Genomic DNA, 14,591 nt, shown 5'->3' with positions numbered 1-14,591 from the left:
GAGCGCCAGCAATAATGCGGCAAGCCATTCTTTCCGATCCGGCAGCAATGAAACCCAGACTCGACCGCGGCGACCTCGAACTGCTGCTCGCCATCCGTGAACACGGCAGCCTCGCGGGCGCCGCCGGCACGGCGGGCGTGGTCCCCTCCGTCGTCACGAAGAAGCTCGCTGCGCTCGAGACGCGCGTCGGCCTGAAGCTGTTCCAGCGCACCACCCGCCGCGTGGTCCCCACGGCGGAGGGCGAGGCGCTGTGCGAGCGGGCGATCGGGCTGCTGGCGGGCTTCGACGCCGTGGAGGCGGACCTGCAGGAGCGGCACAAGGAACCGGTGGGCCGCATCCGGCTGGCGTCCACCTTCGGCTTCGGCCGGCTCTGGCTTGGCCCCGCCCTCGCCGACTTCCAGGCGCGCCACCCGCGGCTGGAAGTCCAGCTGCAGCTGACCGAACAGCTGCCCGACCTGGCCGTGGACGGCTTCGATGGCGCGGTCTGGCTCTGGGCGGTGCGTGGATCGCGCGCGGGCGAGTGGACCGGCCGGCGGCTCGCGCGCAACCAGCGCGTGCTCGTCGCCGCGCCGGCCTACCTGGAGCGGCGCGGCACGCCCGCGAGCGTCGAGGAACTCGCGGCCCACGAATGCCTGGTCGCGCGCGAGAACGACACCTCCGACACCTGGCGGCTGCAGCGCGAACGCGACCGCGCCGAAGTCCGCGTGCGGGTCGCGGGCGCCCTTTCGAGCAACTCCGGCGAGCTGGTGCGCGACTGGTGCCTGGCCGGCCGCGGGATCATGCTGCGCAGCCTCTGGGACATCGCCGCAGCGCTTTCCAGCGGCGCGCTGGTGCGCGTCCTGCCCGGATACGCCATGGCCGATGCCGACGTGCACTGGCTCGCGCCGCACACCGCGACGACGCCCCGGCGCATCCGCCTGCTGGTCGACTTCCTCGCGGAACGCTTCCGCGGCGAACCCTGGAAGGTCAGCGCGGCGGCGCCCGCACCACGAGGCTCACCCCCACCGCGGTGAGCGCCATGCCGGCCATGATCAGGGCCGTGATCGGCTCGCCGAACAGCGCCCACGCCATCACCGCGGTGGTGGGCGGCACGAGGTACATGAGGCTGGTGACGGTGGTGGCTGCGCCCTTCTGGATCAGGAGGTAAAGCAGCGAGCTGCCACCCAGGGTGAGGCCGAACACGGACCACGCGACCGCCCCGAGCAGCTCGCCGTTCCAGCGGCCGTCGGCCAGCGTCCAGCGCATGGCTTCGGTCTCCAGCAGCGCCAGCGGCAGGGTCACGACGAAGGCGGCGGCGAGCTGCACCAGGTTGGCGGTGCGCACGTCGCAGGGCGCCACGAACTTCTTCTGGTACAGCGTGCCGGCGGTGATCGCCACCAGCGCGACGAAAGCGAACAGGAGGTTCAGGGTGCCGACCTCGCCGAAGCCGAGCTTCTCCCATACCACCAGGACCAGGCCGCCCAGGCCGAGGGCGAGCCCGCCCCAGTGCCTGGCCGTCACGCGGCCGCCCCACATCGACACCCAGATCGCCGTCAGCACCGGCTGCAGGCCCACCAGCAGCGCCGCCAGCCCGGCGCCCATGCCGGCCTTCACGGCGGCCCAGACCCCGCCCAGGTAGCCCGCGTGCATCAGGATGCCGGTGACGGCGAGGTGGGCCCACTGGCGGCGGTCCTTCGGCCAATGGGCGCGGGCCAGCGCGGCCCACACCAGGAACGCCAGCACGGAGAGCGCGTAGCGCAGCGCCAGGAACTTCATCGGCGGTGCATGCGGCATGCCGTAGCGCGCCACGATGAAGCCGGTGCTCCAGATCAGGACGAAGACGGCGGGCATGGCCCGCACCAGCGGGTCGGGCCGGACGGCGGCAGCGGTCATGGGGCCTACTTCTTGACCCGGCGGCGGATCTCGGGGAGCGCCTTCTGCAGGTAGTAGATCATCGACCAGACCGTGAGGATCGCCGAGATCCAGATCAGCCAGGTGCCCCATGTGCCGGTGTCGATCACCTCGAACAGCGTGCCGTCGTAGAGCAGGAAGGGGATGGCGACCATCTGCACCGTCGTCTTGACCTTGCCCAGCATGTGGACCGCCACGCTCTTGGACGCGCCGATCTGGGCCATCCATTCGCGCAGCGCGGAGATGGCGATCTCGCGGCCGATGATGATCAGGGCGACGAAGACGTCGGTGCGGGACAGGTGCACCAGCACCAGCAGCGAGGCACAGACCAGGAACTTGTCGGCGACGGGGTCGAGGAAGGCGCCGAAGCTGGACGTCTGGTTCAACTTGCGCGCCAGGAAGCCGTCCAGCCAGTCGGTGGCGGCGAACACCACGAACATCACGGTGGCGATCAGGTTCTGCAGCCCCTGCTCCAGCCCGATGTAGAACACCCCCACCAGCAGCGGGATGGCGACGATGCGCGTCCAGGTCAGGAGCGTCGGGACCGTGAGGAACATGGGTGCCGATTCTGGCACGTCCGGCTTGCGCACCCCTTAATGCAGCGCGCGATAGATTTCCTCGGCCAGTTCGCGCGAGATTCCTTCCACCGTGGCGATGTCCTCCACGCTGGCCGCCGCGACGCCGCGGACGCCGCCGAAGCGTTGCAGCAGGCGCGCGCGTTTCTTCGCGCCGACGCCGGGGATCTCCTCCAGCTGGCTGCCGCCCACCCGCACCCGGGCGCGGCGCGCGCGCATGCCGGTGATGGCGAAGCGGTGCGCCTCGTCGCGGATCTGCGCGATCAGCATCAGCGCCGCCGATTCCCGGCCCAGGTACACCTTGTCGCGGCCGTCGGCGAACACCAGTTCCTCCAGGCCGACCTTGCGTCCTTCGCCCTTCTCCACGCCGACGATCACCGACAGGTCCAGGCCCAGTTCGGCGAACACCTCGCGGGCCATGCTCACCTGCCCGCGGCCGCCGTCCACGAGGACCAGGTCCGGCAGCCGCTGCGCGCTGCCGCCGCCCCCGGGCTTCTCGCGCCGCGGCTTCGCTTCGGCGGCGACGGTTTCCGGCGTGCCGGCCTCGTTCGCCTGCAGCGTCACCTCGGCCGCCTCGGGCACGTCGCCTGGCACTTGCACCTCCGCCGGGGGCGGATCCTCGCTCGCCGGCGGCGTCGCATCGGGCGTGTCGCGACCGGCCTGGGCCAGCTTCGCATACCGGCGCGCCAGCACCTGGCGCATGGCCGCGTAATCGTCGCCGGGCGTGATGCCCTCGATGTTGTAGCGGCGGTATTCGCGGTTCTGCATCTGGTGGTGGTGGAACACCACGCACGAGGCCTGGGTCGCCTCGCCCGCCGTGTGCGAGATGTCGAAGCACTCCACGCGGAAGGTGTCCAGGTTGTCGGGCGCCAGGTCGAGCGCCTCGACGAGCGCGCGGGTGCGCGCCTGCTGCGAGCCCTCTTCCGCGAGCAGCCGCGCCAGCTGCAGCTGCGCGTTCTTCTCCGCCATCTCCAGCCACAGCCGGCGCTGGCCGCGCGGGTTGTGCACGGCGCCGATGCGCGCGCCGGCCTGCAGCGACAGCGCCTCGGTGAGCGCCGGCGCCACCGGGTGGCTCGTGATCAGCGCGGACGGCAGCGGCACGCCCAGGTAGTGCTGGGCGATGAAGGCCTCCAGCACCTGCACCTCGACCGGCTGGGCCTGCACCGCATCGGCGGCATCGTCGAAGTCCTGCACGGCCGCCGCGTCCTCGACATGGCTGGGGAAGTAGGCGCGGTCGCCCAGGTGCCGTCCGCCGCGCACCATCGCCAGGTTGACGCAGGCCTTGCCGCCCTGCACGCGCACGGCCAGGATGTCGACGTCCTTGTCGGAAGCCGTCTCCACCGACTGCTGGTGCAGGACCTTCGACAACGCGCCCATCTGGTTGCGCAGCTCCGCGGCCTGCTCGAACTCCAGCTTCTCCGCATGCGCGAGCATGCGCTGCTCGAGCGCCTGCAGCACCGTCTGCGTGTCGCCACGCAGGAACGCCTCCGCGTTCAGCACGTCCTGGTGGTAGTCCTCCGGCGCCACGAGATGGACGCAGGGACCCGAGCAGCGCTTGATCTGGTACAGCAGGCAGGGCCGCGTGCGGTTGGCGAACACCGTGTCCTCGCAGGTCCGCAGGCGGAACACCTTCTGCAGCAGCTGGATCGATTCCTTGACCGCCCACGCGCTGGGATACGGCCCGAAGTAGCGGTGCTTGCGGTCCACCGAGCCGCGGTAGTAGGCCACCCGCGGGAACACCGCGGCCGACGGCGCCCCGCCCCGCTGCGTGGAGAAACCCAGCTTGTCGGGCGAGCCGGTGATCTTCAGGTACGGATAGCTCTTGTCGTCGCGGAACAGGATGTTGTACCGCGGCGCCAGCGTCTTGATCAGGTTGTTCTCGAGCAGCAGTGCCTCGGCTTCCGAACGCACCACCGTCGTTTCCAGCTTCTCGATCTTGCCGACCATGTGGCCGATGCGGGTGCCGCCATGGTTCTTGGTGAAGTAGCTGGAAACGCGCTTCTTCAGGTTGCGCGCCTTCCCGACGTACAGCACGCCGCCCTGGGCGTCGTAGTAGCGGTAGACCCCGGGCAGCGGCGGCAAGGCCGCCACCTGCGCGAGGATTTCATCGGAATGGTCCTGCACCATGGCACGTATTATCGGAGCCCCATGCGCTGGGACCTCTTCTGCAGGGTGATCGACAACCACGGCGACGCCGGCGTGTGCTGGCGCGTGGCCGCGGAACTTGCGGCCCGCGGCGAGCAGGTGCGGCTCTGGATGGACGATGCGTCCATGCTGCGGTGGATGGCGCCGCAGGGCGCCTCCGGGGTGGAGGTCGTGCCCTGGCAGGAGCCGGGCGAGGCGCTGGAGCCGGGCGACGTGGTGGTCGAAGCCTTCGGCTGCGATCCACCGTCGGCTTTCGTCGCGCGCATGGCGGCTGCGTCACCGCCCCCCGCGTGGCTGAACCTGGAATACCTCTCGGCCGAGAGCTACGTGGAGCGCAGCCACGGACTGCCGTCGCCGGTGTCCACCGGACCCGGCGCCGGGCTGGTGAAGCACTTCTTCTATCCGGGCTTCACCGCGCGCACCGGCGGCGTGCTGCACGAGCGGGACCTCGCGGCACGGCGTGCGGTTTTCGACCGCGACGCCTGGCTGCGCGGCATCGGCGTCGGCCCCGCGCCCGAGCGCGTCGTCAGCCTGTTCTGCTACGAACCGCCCGGCCTGCCCCGGCTGCTGGACCAGCTGGCCTCGGGGCCCGTGCGCACCCTCCTCCTCGTCACCCCGGGGCGCGCCACCGCCGCGGTACGGGCCGCCGGGGCGACGTCGCGCGGGTCGCTGCAGCTGCACTTCCTGCCCTGGCTGAGCCAGCGCGACTACGACCACCTGCTGTGGTCCTGCGACCTCAACTTCGTGCGGGGCGAGGACTCGGTGGTGCGCGGGCTGCTGGCGGGCGTGCCCTCGGTGTGGCAGATCTACCCGCAGGCCGACGGCGCGCACCTGGCCAAGCTGGAGGCCTTCCTGCGGTGGCTGGACCCGACGCCGGACCTGCGCGCATTCTTCCTGGCGTGGAACGGCGTGACCCCAGGCCCGTTGCCGGCCCTGGACCCCGGCGGATGGGGTGCCGCGGCGACCGCGGCGCGCCAGCGGCTGGAGGCATTGCCCGAGCTCGCGACCGAGCTTCTGCGGTTCACCGCCGGGCAGGCTAGAATATAGAGCTTTGCGCTGGCACGCATCCGCGCCGCGCAGCACCCTTGCCGCCACCCGCAGCCTTTGCGCGCGACGGCTCGAAGACCGGCCACTAGGGGCCGGGCCTCCCACCGAAGACACCGTCATGAAAATCGCTCAAGAAATCCGCGCCGGCAACGTGATCATGCAGAACGGCCAGCCCTGGGTCGTGCTGAAGACCGAGTACTCCCGCGGCGGCCGCAACTCGGCCACCGTGCGGATGAAGCTCAAGAGCCTGCTGAACAACCAGGGCACGGAGACCGTGTTCAAGGCCGACGACAAGATGGACCAGGTCATCCTCGACAAGAAGGACTGCACCTATTCCTACTTCGCCGACCCCATGTACGTCTGGATGGACGCCGACTACAACCAGTACGAGGTGGAAGCCGAGAACATGGGCGACGCCCTGAACTACCTCGAGGACGGCCTGCCCGCCGAAGTGGTGTTCTACGAAGGCAAGGCGATTTCCGTCGAACTGCCCACCAGCGTCGAGCGCGAGATCACCTGGACCGAGCCCGCCGTCAAGGGCGACACCTCCGGCAAGGTGCTCAAGCCCGCCAAGATCGCCACCGGCTTCGAGATCGGCGTGCCGATCTTCGTGGCCCAGGGCGACAAGGTGGAAATCGACACCCGCACCGGCGAGTACCGCCGGCGCGTCTGACGCTCCCGCGTCCCCGACAAGGCTCCGCAAGGAGCCTTTTTTGATGGCCGGATTCGATCCCACCCGCATCGCCGCACCGTTCCGCATGCAGCCGGGCCTGCAGCGGCTGCCGGCGGATGCGCGGCACCTGACGCCGCTGGCGCCGGGCAGCGCCCTCTGGCACGAGAAGAAGCAGGTCGTGGATGCGGGCACGAGCCGACTGGCCGTCTCCGGCTTCGATCCGGCACCGGCGGTCGCCGCCATCCTGGCGCAGGCGCGCTCCGAAGGCATCGCGGCCGCCGAACCCATCGAGCTGGCGTTCGAGGAGGACTTCGCGGTGCTCGACGGCGCCACCGGCACCCTGCCCTGGCTGTGCGTCTGCGTGCCCTCGCACTGGGCGCCGGAGGAGAAGCTCGGCCTGCCCTTCGCCGCCGTCCATGCCCCGGTCGCCGACAACCAGCTGCTGCTCGCGGCCGGCGCCCCTCTCGTCCAGCTGGTCACCTCCGGCGAACGGTTCGAACGCTTCGTCTGGACGCTCACGCCCAGCGGGCGACACGACCAGCACCCGCGCCGGCAGCAGCGCACCCCGTGGCCCGCCGAGGCCGATCCGGCCCGCTTCGCGGCGCAGTGCTTCCTGCGCGCGGAGCGGCAGACCTTCTTCCCGGTGCCCTCCGCGCCGGGGCAGGCCGTCTTCACGATCCGCGTGATGCTGCAGCCGTTGACGGGGGCGATCGCCACGCGCGCCGATGCGCAGCGGCTGCACGACGCCCTGGCCTCGATGAGCGACGCCGTCCTCGCGTACAAGAACCTGTCCGCGGCACGCAGTCGCCTGCTGGCCTGGCTCTCCACGGTGGACCGCTGATGGACCTGCTCTGGCGCATCGCGCAGGTCATCATCCCCGTGTTCCTGATCGTGTCGGTGGGCTGGGCCTACGGCCGGCGCACGCGTCCGGACCTCACCACCTTCAACCGCATCGTGCTGGACGTGCTGTCGCCGCTGCTGGTCTACACCGCCCTGGCCGCCAAGGAGTTCCGCTGGCAGGACCACGCCGTGCTGCTGGGCGGCGGCGCCGTGCTGATCCTGCTGACCGGCCTCGTCGCCTTGGGCGTCGCCCGGCTCGCCCACACGCAGGCGCGTTCCCTGGTCCCGGTGGTGATGTTCACCAACTGCGGCAACATGGGCCTGCCGCTGGCGCTGCTCGCCTTCGGCCCGCAGGACTTCGGCGCCGCCGTGGCGCTGTTCTCGATCAGCAACCTCATCCACTTCTCGCTGGGCGCGCGCATCACGAGCGCGCACGCCCGCACCCGCGACCTGTTGCTCAGTCCGTTGATGGTGGCCACCGCGTTGGGCTTCGCCAGCGCGCTCTCCGGCTGGCGGCCGCCCGACGTGCTGTTCACCGGCATGCGCCTGCTGGGCGAGGCGATGCTGCCGCTGATGCTGTTCGCGCTGGGCGTGCGCCTGACGCTGCTGCGGCGGGAGGACGTGCCGCGCGGCTTGCTGGGCGCGTTCGCGCGGCCGCTGATCGGGCTGGCCGTGGCGCTTCCGCTCGCCTGGGCGCTGCAGCTGGAGGGGAATGCCCGCGCGCAGCTGGTCCTCTTCAGCGCATTGCCGCCGGCGGTGATGCAGTTCCTGCTGGCCGAACGCTACCGGCAGGAGCCGGAGCGCGTGGCGGCCATGATCCTGCTGGGGAACGCGCTGGCCGTCGTTTTCGTGCCGCTGGGCCTGGCGCTGGCGCTCTAGTCGCTCAGAAGCGGCGCGTCAGCGTCCAGACCAGGATGGTGCCGACCAGCACCGCGCTGCCGACCACGGCCGCCCACAGCAGCGGATGCAGCATGGTGCTGCCGGCCGCGGCCCGGCCCGCCAGCGGCTCGCTGCCCGGCCAGGGCGCGGAATGCGTCAGCTTCTCGGTCAGTTCGCCGGCGGCCTCCGGCGAGAACATGTCGAGGGTCAGCCGCTGCAGGCCCTCGCCGGCCTTCGAGGTCCGCACCCAGAGGTCGACGATGCTGCCGCGCAGGCGCGCATGGGCGATGTCCTCCAGCGGGAACTTCACGCGGTCTTCCTTCCAGGCGCGGCCTTCGCGGTAGCGCCCGGCGATGCGCAGCACCTTGGTCTGCACGCGCACCTCGAGTTCGCCCTTGAAGGGAGGGATGGCGTAGCCCTTGCCTTCCACTTCGACCAGCGTGGCCGGGCAGGTCGCCTGGACGACGGAATAGCTGGCGGCGCCGTCGCCGCGGCTGGGCTCGAACGCCGGCTGGGTCGGCGAGCCATGCACGAGCTCGGCCACCGTCAGCTTGCCGCCGTCGGCACCGACCAGCACGTGGTCGCTGGTCAGCGTCTTCTTGATGCGCATGCCGACGATGGTGCGGCGGTCGTACGGGCCGATCGTGCGGCCCTCCAGCACCACGTGGTACACCGGGTTGTCCAACCTCTTCCCCTCGGGTCGTTTGGCGCAAGGATAGCGCGCGCCCCCGCCGCCGCCCAGCCGGGCCTGCACGGATTCCGGCCACAATCGGCCCTATGTCTTCGACCCGCAACATCCACGACCGCCGCCTGGCGGACGCCTGGGCCACGCTGAAGGCGCATTCGGACGCCGGGCTGCCGCTCGACCCCGACGCCAACCGCCTGGCCTTCGTCGATCCCGAATTCCTGCTGCGCCGCGAAACGCGCGGCATCCGCTTCCAGCTGGAACTGCTCAAGCCCGACCTGGAGCAGCAGGCCCACGGCATCGAGAACACCATCGTGGTGTTCGGCAGCGCGCGCTTCCGCGACACCGAGGCCTCCGCCGCGATGGTGCAGGCCGCCGAGGCCGCCGGCGACGAAACGGTGATCCGCCGCGCCAGGGCGCTGGCCCGCAACGCCCACTACTACGAGAAGGCCCGCGCCTTCGGCAAGATCGTCGCCGACTACAGCGCCGACAAGGAACCGCGCGACCAGCTGTTCATCTGCACCGGCGGCGGCCCCGGCATCATGGAAGGCACCAACCGCGGCTCGCACGAGGCCGGCGGCATCAGCGTGGGCCTGTCGATCGCGCTGCCCATGGAGGAAGCCGCCAACCCCTACGTCACGCCGGCGCTGTCCTTCAAGTTCCACTACTTCGCGCTGCGCAAGATGCACTTCATGATGCGCGCGAAGGCCCTGGTCGCCTTTCCCGGCGGCTTCGGCACGCTGGACGAACTGTTCGAGGTGATCACGCTGGTGCAGACGCGCAAGGCGCGCCAGGTGCCGATCGTGCTGTTCGGCTCGGACTACTGGAAGCGGCTGATCAACTTCGAGGTGCTGGTGGAGGAAGGCGTGATCTCGCCCGGCGACCTCGACCTCTTCCAGTTCGCCGACGACCCCGAAACGGCCTGGAACCTGATCAAGACCTTCTACCGGCTCTGAGCCCGAAGGCCAGGCGCGAGCCGGCGCCGACCATCGCCGCCACCGTCCAGAACACGGCACTGATGCCCACGACGGTGCCGGCCATGCCGAACAGCATCGGCATCGCGACGCTGGAGGCGTTGATCACCATCAGCCGCATGCCCACGGCCTCGCCGTGGCGCTCGTGGGGCGTGATCTGGTGCAGCATGCTCATGATCATCGGCTGCACCGTGCCGAGGGCGACGCCCAGCAGCACCGAGCACAGCCCCATGGTCACGGCGGTGTGCATGAAGGGGTACACCGCATAGATCAGGGCCGTGGCGACCATCGCGCCGGCCACCATCGCCCATTCGTGGATCCGCGAGGCCAGCACCGGCAGCAGCACGCGGATGGCGGCGGCGGCGATGGCGAAGGCGCCCAGGATCGTCCCGATGACGGAGGCCGACAGCCCGCGCTCGTGCCCGAGCACCGGCACGACGAAGGTGTGCACGTCCCAGGCCGAGGACAGGAACCAGTTGACGATCAGCAGCCGCCGGAACACCGGCTCGCGCACCAGGTCCCAGGCGCGTCCGGCCTTCGCGTTCGCCGGCCGCTGCGGCAACGGGGCCTCGTGCGTGCGGCGGATCCAGGCCCAGGCCACCAGGGGCAGCACCGCCATCAGCAGGAAGGCCCAGCGGAAACCGGCGTGGTCGATCACCAGCCCCGCGGCGAACGGCCCGAGGAAGTTCGAGAACGCCGGCCCGATCGAAAGCCAGGAGAACACCTGCTTCAGCTGCAGCGGCGTCTGCGCGGCGCGTCCCACGTGCCGCTGCAGCGCGATGACCGCGGCACCGGTGGCGCCGCCCGTGAGCAACGCCGAGACGCACAGCACGGGAAAGACCGGCCAGACCACCGCCAGGCCCGCACCGAAGGTCGCAGCGCCCACGCTCCAGGCCACCGGGTTCTTCAATCCATGGCGGTCGGCATAGCGACCCGCCGGCAGCGCCAGGAAGACCTGCGTGAGCGCATAGAGCGCCAGCAGCACGCCGACGGCGGCCTCGCTGTAGCCCTCGCGCAGCGCCAGCAGCGGCGAGGCCATGCGCATGCCGGCCATGCAGGCGTGCAGGAAGACGTGGCCGGCGATGAGGCGCGCGAGCTCGCGCGTGAGGCCACCGCCTTCAGGCGTCGCTGTCGTCACCGTTCTCCGCCAGGGGCAGCAGGGCCTGCGCCTGGCCCTCGGGCAGCGCCTCCACCTTCTTCAGCGCGCGCTGCATCTGCTTGGCCCGGGTGTCGGCCTTGTCGAGGGTCTCGGCGGCGCGGTTCACCTGGTCCTTCACCGCCTCGACCCATTTGCCGTAGCGCTCGAACTCGGTCTTGACGGCACCCAGCACCTTCCAGACCTCGGACGCCTGCTGTTCCAGCGCAAGGGTGCGGAACCCCATGTGCAGGCTGTTCAGCATCGCCAGCAGCGTCGTCGGCCCGGCGAGCGTCACCCGGTAGTCGCGCTGGATCTTGTCCATCAGGCCCGGCCGGCGCAGCACCTCGGCGTACAGGCTCTCGATCGGCAGGAACAGGATGGCGAAGTCCGTGGTGTACGGCGGGCACAGGTAGTACTCGCAGATGGACTTGGCCTCCTCTCGGATGCGCACCTCCAGCGCGCGGCCGGCGCTGTCGACGCCCGCGGCGTCGGCGCGGTCGTGCGCATCCAGCAGGCGCTCGTAGTCCTCGCGCGGGAACTTGGCGTCGATCGGCAGCCACACCGGCACGCCGTCGGCGCTGCGGCCGGGAAAGCGCACCGCGAAGTCCACGCGCTGGTTGCTCTTCGGCTTGGTCTCGACCTGCTTGCCGTATTGCTCGGGCGTGAGCACCTGCTCGAGCAGGGCCTCGAGCTGCACCTCGCCGAACATGCCCCGCGTCTTGACGTTGGTCAGCACGCGCTGCAGGTCGCCCACCCCTTGCGCGAGGTTCTGCATCTGCCCCAGGCCGTGGTGCACCTGCTCCAGGCGGTCGGCCACCTGCTTGAAGCTCTCGCCCAGGCGCGCCTCCAGCGTGGTCTGCAGCTTCTCGTCCACGGTCTGCCGCATCTCGTCCAGCTTCGCCGCGTTGGTCTGCTGCATGGAGGTGAGCTGCGTCTCCAGCGTCGCGCGCACCTCGGACATGCGGCGCGCGTTGGCTTCGCTCAGGTCGCGCAGCTGGTTGTTGAGCGTGTCCGACAGGTTCTTCTGCAGCAGCGTGAGCTGCTGCGAGAAGGCGTCGATCTGCGCATTCTGCGTCCGCGTCGCTTCCTGGCCCTGGCGCGTCAGCGTCTCCTGGAAGGTGGCCAGCGTCTGCGTCAGCTCGCCGCGCAGGCCGCGCGATGATTCGCTGATCTCGCGGCGCAGTTCGCGTTCCAGGCGTTCGTTGGCGGCCATCAGCTCGACCCGCCCGGTGTCCTGCACCGGCGGCTTGCGCAGCAGCAGCGCCACCAGCAGCACGACGCTGGCGATCGCCAGCGCCATCACGATCCAGATTTCCACTTAGGCCAGCACTTCCGGGTTGAGGGGGTTGAGCGGCCGGCCCTGCTGGTGGAAGGCGACGAGGTTGTCGGCCGCGAGGCGGGCCATCGCCTTGCGCGTCGGGATCGTTGCGCTGGCGATGTGCGGGGTCAGCACGACGTTCGGCACGGCCAGCAGGTCGGGATGCACCTTGGGTTCGCCCTCGAACACGTCGAGGCCGGCCGCGGCGATCTTCTTCTCGCGCAGCGCCCGGGCCAGCGCGGCGTCGTCGACGATGCCGCCGCGGGCGATGTTCACCAGCGTGGCCGTGGGCTTCATCTGGTCCAGCTCCTTCGCGCCGATCGCATGATGCGATTCGGCCGAGTACGGCAGCACCAGGACCAGGTGGTCCGCAGTCCTCAGCAATTCCTCCTTGGAGACGTAGCGCGCCTTGCACGCGGCCTCCAGGTCGGGCGCCAGCCGCGAACGGTTGTGGTAGACCACGTCCATGCCGAAGCCGTGCGCGCCGCGGCGGGCGATGCCCTGGCCGATGCGGCCCATGCCCAGGATGCCCAGCCGGCTGCCATGCACCTCGGCGCCGGCGAACATGTCGTAGCTCCACTTCTTCCACTGCCCCGCGCGCAGGTAATGTTCGCTCTCGGTGACCCGGCGCGCGGTGGCCATGAGCAGCGCGAAGCCGAAGTCGGCCGTGGTCTCCGTCAGCACGTCGGGCGTGTTCGTGGCCACCACCCGGCGCGCCGTCATCGCCGGCACGTCGAAGTTGTTGTAGCCCACCGCCATGTTGGCGACCATCTTCAAGTCCGGGCAGGCGGCCAGCACCTCGGCGTCGATGCGCTCGCTGCCGGTGGTGAACGCGCCCCACTTGCCCTGCAGGCGCGCGATGAGTTCGGCCTTGCTGAAGACGGTGTCGGCCTGGTTGCTGTCCACCTCGAAATGCTGCGACAGCAGCTCGAGGGTTTCCGGGAACACGGCCCGGGCGACGAGGATGGAGGGTTGGGTCATGGTCTAGCGGAACCAGATGAAGGTCATGGCGATGAACAGCGGGACGAGGATCGCGCCCGACCACGCCATGTAGCCGAAGAAGCTGGGCATTTTGACACCGCGGTCCTCGGCGATGGACTTCACCATGAGGTTGGGCGCGTTGCCGATGTAGGTGTTGGCGCCCATGAAGACGGCGCCGGCCGAAATGGCGGCCAGCACCGGCGCGTAGGTGGTCATCAGCGCCTGCGGATCGCCCCCCGCCGTGTTGAAGAACACGAGGTAGGTCGGCGCGTTGTCCAGGAAGGAACTGAGCGCGCCGGTCGCCCAGAAGTAGGCGGCGGGATCGGGCGTGCCGTCGGCGCGCGTGACCGCCGCGACGATCGGCGCGAACGGGCCGTTGACGCCGGCCTTCAGCATCGCGATGACCGGGATGATGGTCAGGAAGATGCCGGCGAACAGCTTCGCCACCTCGAGCATCGGCGCCCAGGAGAACTGGTTGGCCTCGTGCACCGCCGCCGGCGTGATGCGCAGCGACAGGAAGGTGATGGCGACCAGGCCGATGTCGCGCACCAGCCCCGCCAGGCCGACGTCCGTCCCCATGACATTGAAGCCGGCCGGCGTCTTCCAGAAGCCGCTCAGCAGCACCAGCCCCACGATCGCGGCCAGCAGCCAGAAGTTGCGCGCGCCATCGAAGCCCAAGCCGCGGGTGTCGGGCGTCGGGTCCTGGGGCCGCACCTCCTCGCGCCGGTGGTAGTACCACCAGTCCAGCGCGTAGAAGATCGCCAGCAGCGCGCCGACCAGGAACAGCGTCTCCGGGAAGATCCAGCGGATCGTCCAGAAGAAGTCCACGCCCTTGAGGAAGCCGAGGAACAGCGGCGGGTCGCCCAGCGGCGTCAGCGAGCCGCCGGCGTTGGACACGATGAAGATGAAGAACACCACGGTGTGCGCCTGGTGCCTGCGGTTGTCGTTGGCGCGGATCAGCGGCCGGATCAGCAGCATCGAGGCGCCGGTGGTGCCCATGAAGCTGGCGAGCACGGCGCCGATCGCCAGGATGGCCGTGTTCAGCCCCGGGCTGCCGTGCAGGTTGCCGCGGATGTAGATGCCGCCCGACACCGTGAACAGCGCCGTCAGCAGGATCACGAAGGGGATGTACTCGGCCAGCAGCGTGTGGACCAGCGCGATGCCTGCCGTGGAGGCTCCGAAGAAGGCCGCGAAGGGCAGCAGGAAGGCCAGCGCCCAACCCGCCGCGACCTTGCCGTAGTGGTGGTGCCAGAACCAGGGCGCCAGCAGCGGCATCAGGGCGATGGACAGCAGGATGCCGGCGAACGGGATGCCCCAGGCGGGGGACAGCCGGCTGGCGTCGAACTCCGCGGCCGCCGCGACTTGCGGCAACAGCAGCGGAACGGCCCACAGCAGCGGCCGGAGATTCTTCATCGGGGTCTCCTCTGCGGCCGGCAGGCCGGCCCG

The 14,591-nt window shown here is 70.3% G+C and carries 14 protein-coding genes; 6 read left to right on the top strand and 8 right to left on the bottom strand.

Going from position 1 to position 14,591, the window contains the following annotated elements:
- Positions 1–47 precede the first annotated feature (47 nt).
- A complete protein-coding gene (locus IM787_RS16165; RefSeq protein WP_193677704.1) occupies positions 48–1,013 on the top strand; it encodes a LysR substrate-binding domain-containing protein in 966 nt (321 codons plus the stop codon).
- Here the strand turns inward: IM787_RS16165 and IM787_RS16160 are convergent.
- The 3 genes from IM787_RS16160 to uvrC are packed head-to-tail and all read right to left on the bottom strand — an operon-like array spanning position 967 to position 4,592.
- Entirely contained in the window at positions 967–1,872 is a 906-nt protein-coding gene (locus tag IM787_RS16160) for a DMT family transporter (RefSeq protein ID WP_193677703.1), read from the bottom strand. The genes IM787_RS16165 and IM787_RS16160 overlap by 47 nt on opposite strands.
- Before the next feature lie 5 nt (positions 1,873–1,877).
- Positions 1,878–2,447, bottom strand: coding sequence for a CDP-diacylglycerol--glycerol-3-phosphate 3-phosphatidyltransferase (gene pgsA, locus IM787_RS16155; RefSeq protein WP_193677702.1), 570 nt, complete (start codon positions 2,445–2,447; stop codon positions 1,878–1,880).
- Positions 2,448–2,483: 36 nt separating this feature from the next.
- Positions 2,484–4,592 carry an excinuclease ABC subunit UvrC gene (gene uvrC / locus IM787_RS16150; RefSeq protein WP_193677701.1) on the bottom strand — a complete coding sequence of 703 codons (2,109 nt, stop codon included), beginning with the start codon at positions 4,590–4,592 and terminating at the stop codon, positions 2,484–2,486.
- Between the two features lie 21 nt (positions 4,593–4,613).
- Here uvrC and earP point away from each other — a divergent pair, with 21 nt between their 5' ends.
- From earP to IM787_RS16130, 4 genes are all read left to right on the top strand, one after another.
- Positions 4,614–5,657 (top strand): elongation factor P maturation arginine rhamnosyltransferase EarP, encoded by a 1,044-nt coding sequence (earP, locus tag IM787_RS16145; RefSeq protein ID WP_193677700.1) that lies wholly within the window; start codon positions 4,614–4,616, stop codon positions 5,655–5,657.
- Positions 5,658–5,775: 118 nt separating this feature from the next.
- On the top strand, positions 5,776–6,330 hold the full coding sequence (gene efp, locus IM787_RS16140; RefSeq protein ID WP_193677699.1) for an elongation factor P: 555 nt from the start codon (positions 5,776–5,778) through the stop codon (positions 6,328–6,330).
- Between the two features lie 43 nt (positions 6,331–6,373).
- Entirely contained in the window at positions 6,374–7,171 is a 798-nt protein-coding gene (locus tag IM787_RS16135) for a heme-dependent oxidative N-demethylase subunit alpha family protein (protein WP_193677698.1), read from the top strand.
- Positions 7,171–8,049, top strand: coding sequence for an AEC family transporter (locus IM787_RS16130; RefSeq protein WP_227494399.1), 879 nt, complete (start codon positions 7,171–7,173; stop codon positions 8,047–8,049). Before IM787_RS16135 ends, IM787_RS16130 begins: the two co-directional genes overlap by 1 nt.
- A gap of 4 nt (positions 8,050–8,053) precedes the next feature.
- Here IM787_RS16130 and IM787_RS16125 read toward each other — a convergent pair whose 3' ends face one another.
- Positions 8,054–8,734, bottom strand: a complete 681-nt coding sequence (locus tag IM787_RS16125; RefSeq protein WP_193677697.1) for a hypothetical protein — start codon at positions 8,732–8,734, stop codon at positions 8,054–8,056.
- A 92-nt stretch (positions 8,735–8,826) separates the two neighbouring features.
- Here IM787_RS16125 and IM787_RS16120 point away from each other — a divergent pair, with 92 nt between their 5' ends.
- Complete coding sequence (locus tag IM787_RS16120; RefSeq protein ID WP_193677696.1) at positions 8,827–9,690, top strand: LOG family protein; 864 nt, start codon at positions 8,827–8,829, stop codon at positions 9,688–9,690.
- Here the strand turns inward: IM787_RS16120 and IM787_RS16115 are convergent.
- From IM787_RS16115 to IM787_RS16100, 4 genes are all read right to left on the bottom strand, one after another.
- The gene (locus IM787_RS16115) at positions 9,668–10,762 is read right to left on the bottom strand and encodes an MFS transporter (protein WP_193677887.1); all 1,095 of its coding nucleotides are present in this window, start codon (positions 10,760–10,762) and stop codon (positions 9,668–9,670) included. The genes IM787_RS16120 and IM787_RS16115 overlap by 23 nt on opposite strands.
- Before the next feature lie 64 nt (positions 10,763–10,826).
- A complete protein-coding gene (locus IM787_RS16110) occupies positions 10,827–12,146 on the bottom strand; it encodes a DNA recombination protein RmuC (protein WP_193677888.1) in 1,320 nt (439 codons plus the stop codon).
- 18 nt (positions 12,147–12,164) lie between these two features.
- Positions 12,165–13,145: a 2-hydroxyacid dehydrogenase gene (locus tag IM787_RS16105; protein ID WP_193677695.1), complete on the bottom strand. Its 981-nt coding sequence runs from the start codon at positions 13,143–13,145 to the stop codon at positions 12,165–12,167.
- Between the two features lie 3 nt (positions 13,146–13,148).
- Positions 13,149–14,558: a sodium:proton antiporter gene (locus IM787_RS16100; protein WP_193677694.1), complete on the bottom strand. Its 1,410-nt coding sequence runs from the start codon at positions 14,556–14,558 to the stop codon at positions 13,149–13,151.
- Between the last annotated feature and the right edge of the window lie 33 nt (positions 14,559–14,591).

The organism is Ramlibacter pallidus (genome assembly GCF_015070875.1).
Classification (GTDB): Bacteria; Pseudomonadota; Gammaproteobacteria; order Burkholderiales; family Burkholderiaceae_C; genus Ramlibacter; species Ramlibacter pallidus.
Note: the sequence above shows the minus strand (reverse complement) of the source record. Positions and strands in the feature narration are given on the sequence as shown.

Excerpts from the sequence above, each read along its gene's own strand:
- IM787_RS16165 (WP_193677704.1), top strand. The coding sequence starts at position 48 with ATGAAACCCAGACTCGACCGCGGCGACCTCGAACTGCTGCTCGCCATC.
- IM787_RS16160 (WP_193677703.1), bottom strand. The coding sequence starts at position 1,872 with ATGACCGCTGCCGCCGTCCGGCCCGACCCGCTGGTGCGGGCCATGCCC.
- pgsA (WP_193677702.1), bottom strand. The coding sequence starts at position 2,447 with ATGTTCCTCACGGTCCCGACGCTCCTGACCTGGACGCGCATCGTCGCC.
- uvrC (WP_193677701.1), bottom strand. The coding sequence starts at position 4,592 with ATGGTGCAGGACCATTCCGATGAAATCCTCGCGCAGGTGGCGGCCTTG.
- earP (WP_193677700.1), top strand. The coding sequence starts at position 4,614 with ATGCGCTGGGACCTCTTCTGCAGGGTGATCGACAACCACGGCGACGCC.
- efp (WP_193677699.1), top strand. The coding sequence starts at position 5,776 with ATGAAAATCGCTCAAGAAATCCGCGCCGGCAACGTGATCATGCAGAAC.
- IM787_RS16135 (WP_193677698.1), top strand. The coding sequence starts at position 6,374 with ATGGCCGGATTCGATCCCACCCGCATCGCCGCACCGTTCCGCATGCAG.
- IM787_RS16130 (WP_227494399.1), top strand. The coding sequence starts at position 7,171 with ATGGACCTGCTCTGGCGCATCGCGCAGGTCATCATCCCCGTGTTCCTG.
- IM787_RS16120 (WP_193677696.1), top strand. The coding sequence starts at position 8,827 with ATGTCTTCGACCCGCAACATCCACGACCGCCGCCTGGCGGACGCCTGG.
- IM787_RS16115 (WP_193677887.1), bottom strand. The coding sequence starts at position 10,762 with ATGGCCGGCATGCGCATGGCCTCGCCGCTGCTGGCGCTGCGCGAGGGC.
- IM787_RS16110 (WP_193677888.1), bottom strand. The coding sequence starts at position 12,146 with ATGGCGCTGGCGATCGCCAGCGTCGTGCTGCTGGTGGCGCTGCTGCTG.
- IM787_RS16105 (WP_193677695.1), bottom strand. The coding sequence starts at position 13,145 with ATGACCCAACCCTCCATCCTCGTCGCCCGGGCCGTGTTCCCGGAAACC.
- IM787_RS16100 (WP_193677694.1), bottom strand. The coding sequence starts at position 14,558 with ATGAAGAATCTCCGGCCGCTGCTGTGGGCCGTTCCGCTGCTGTTGCCG.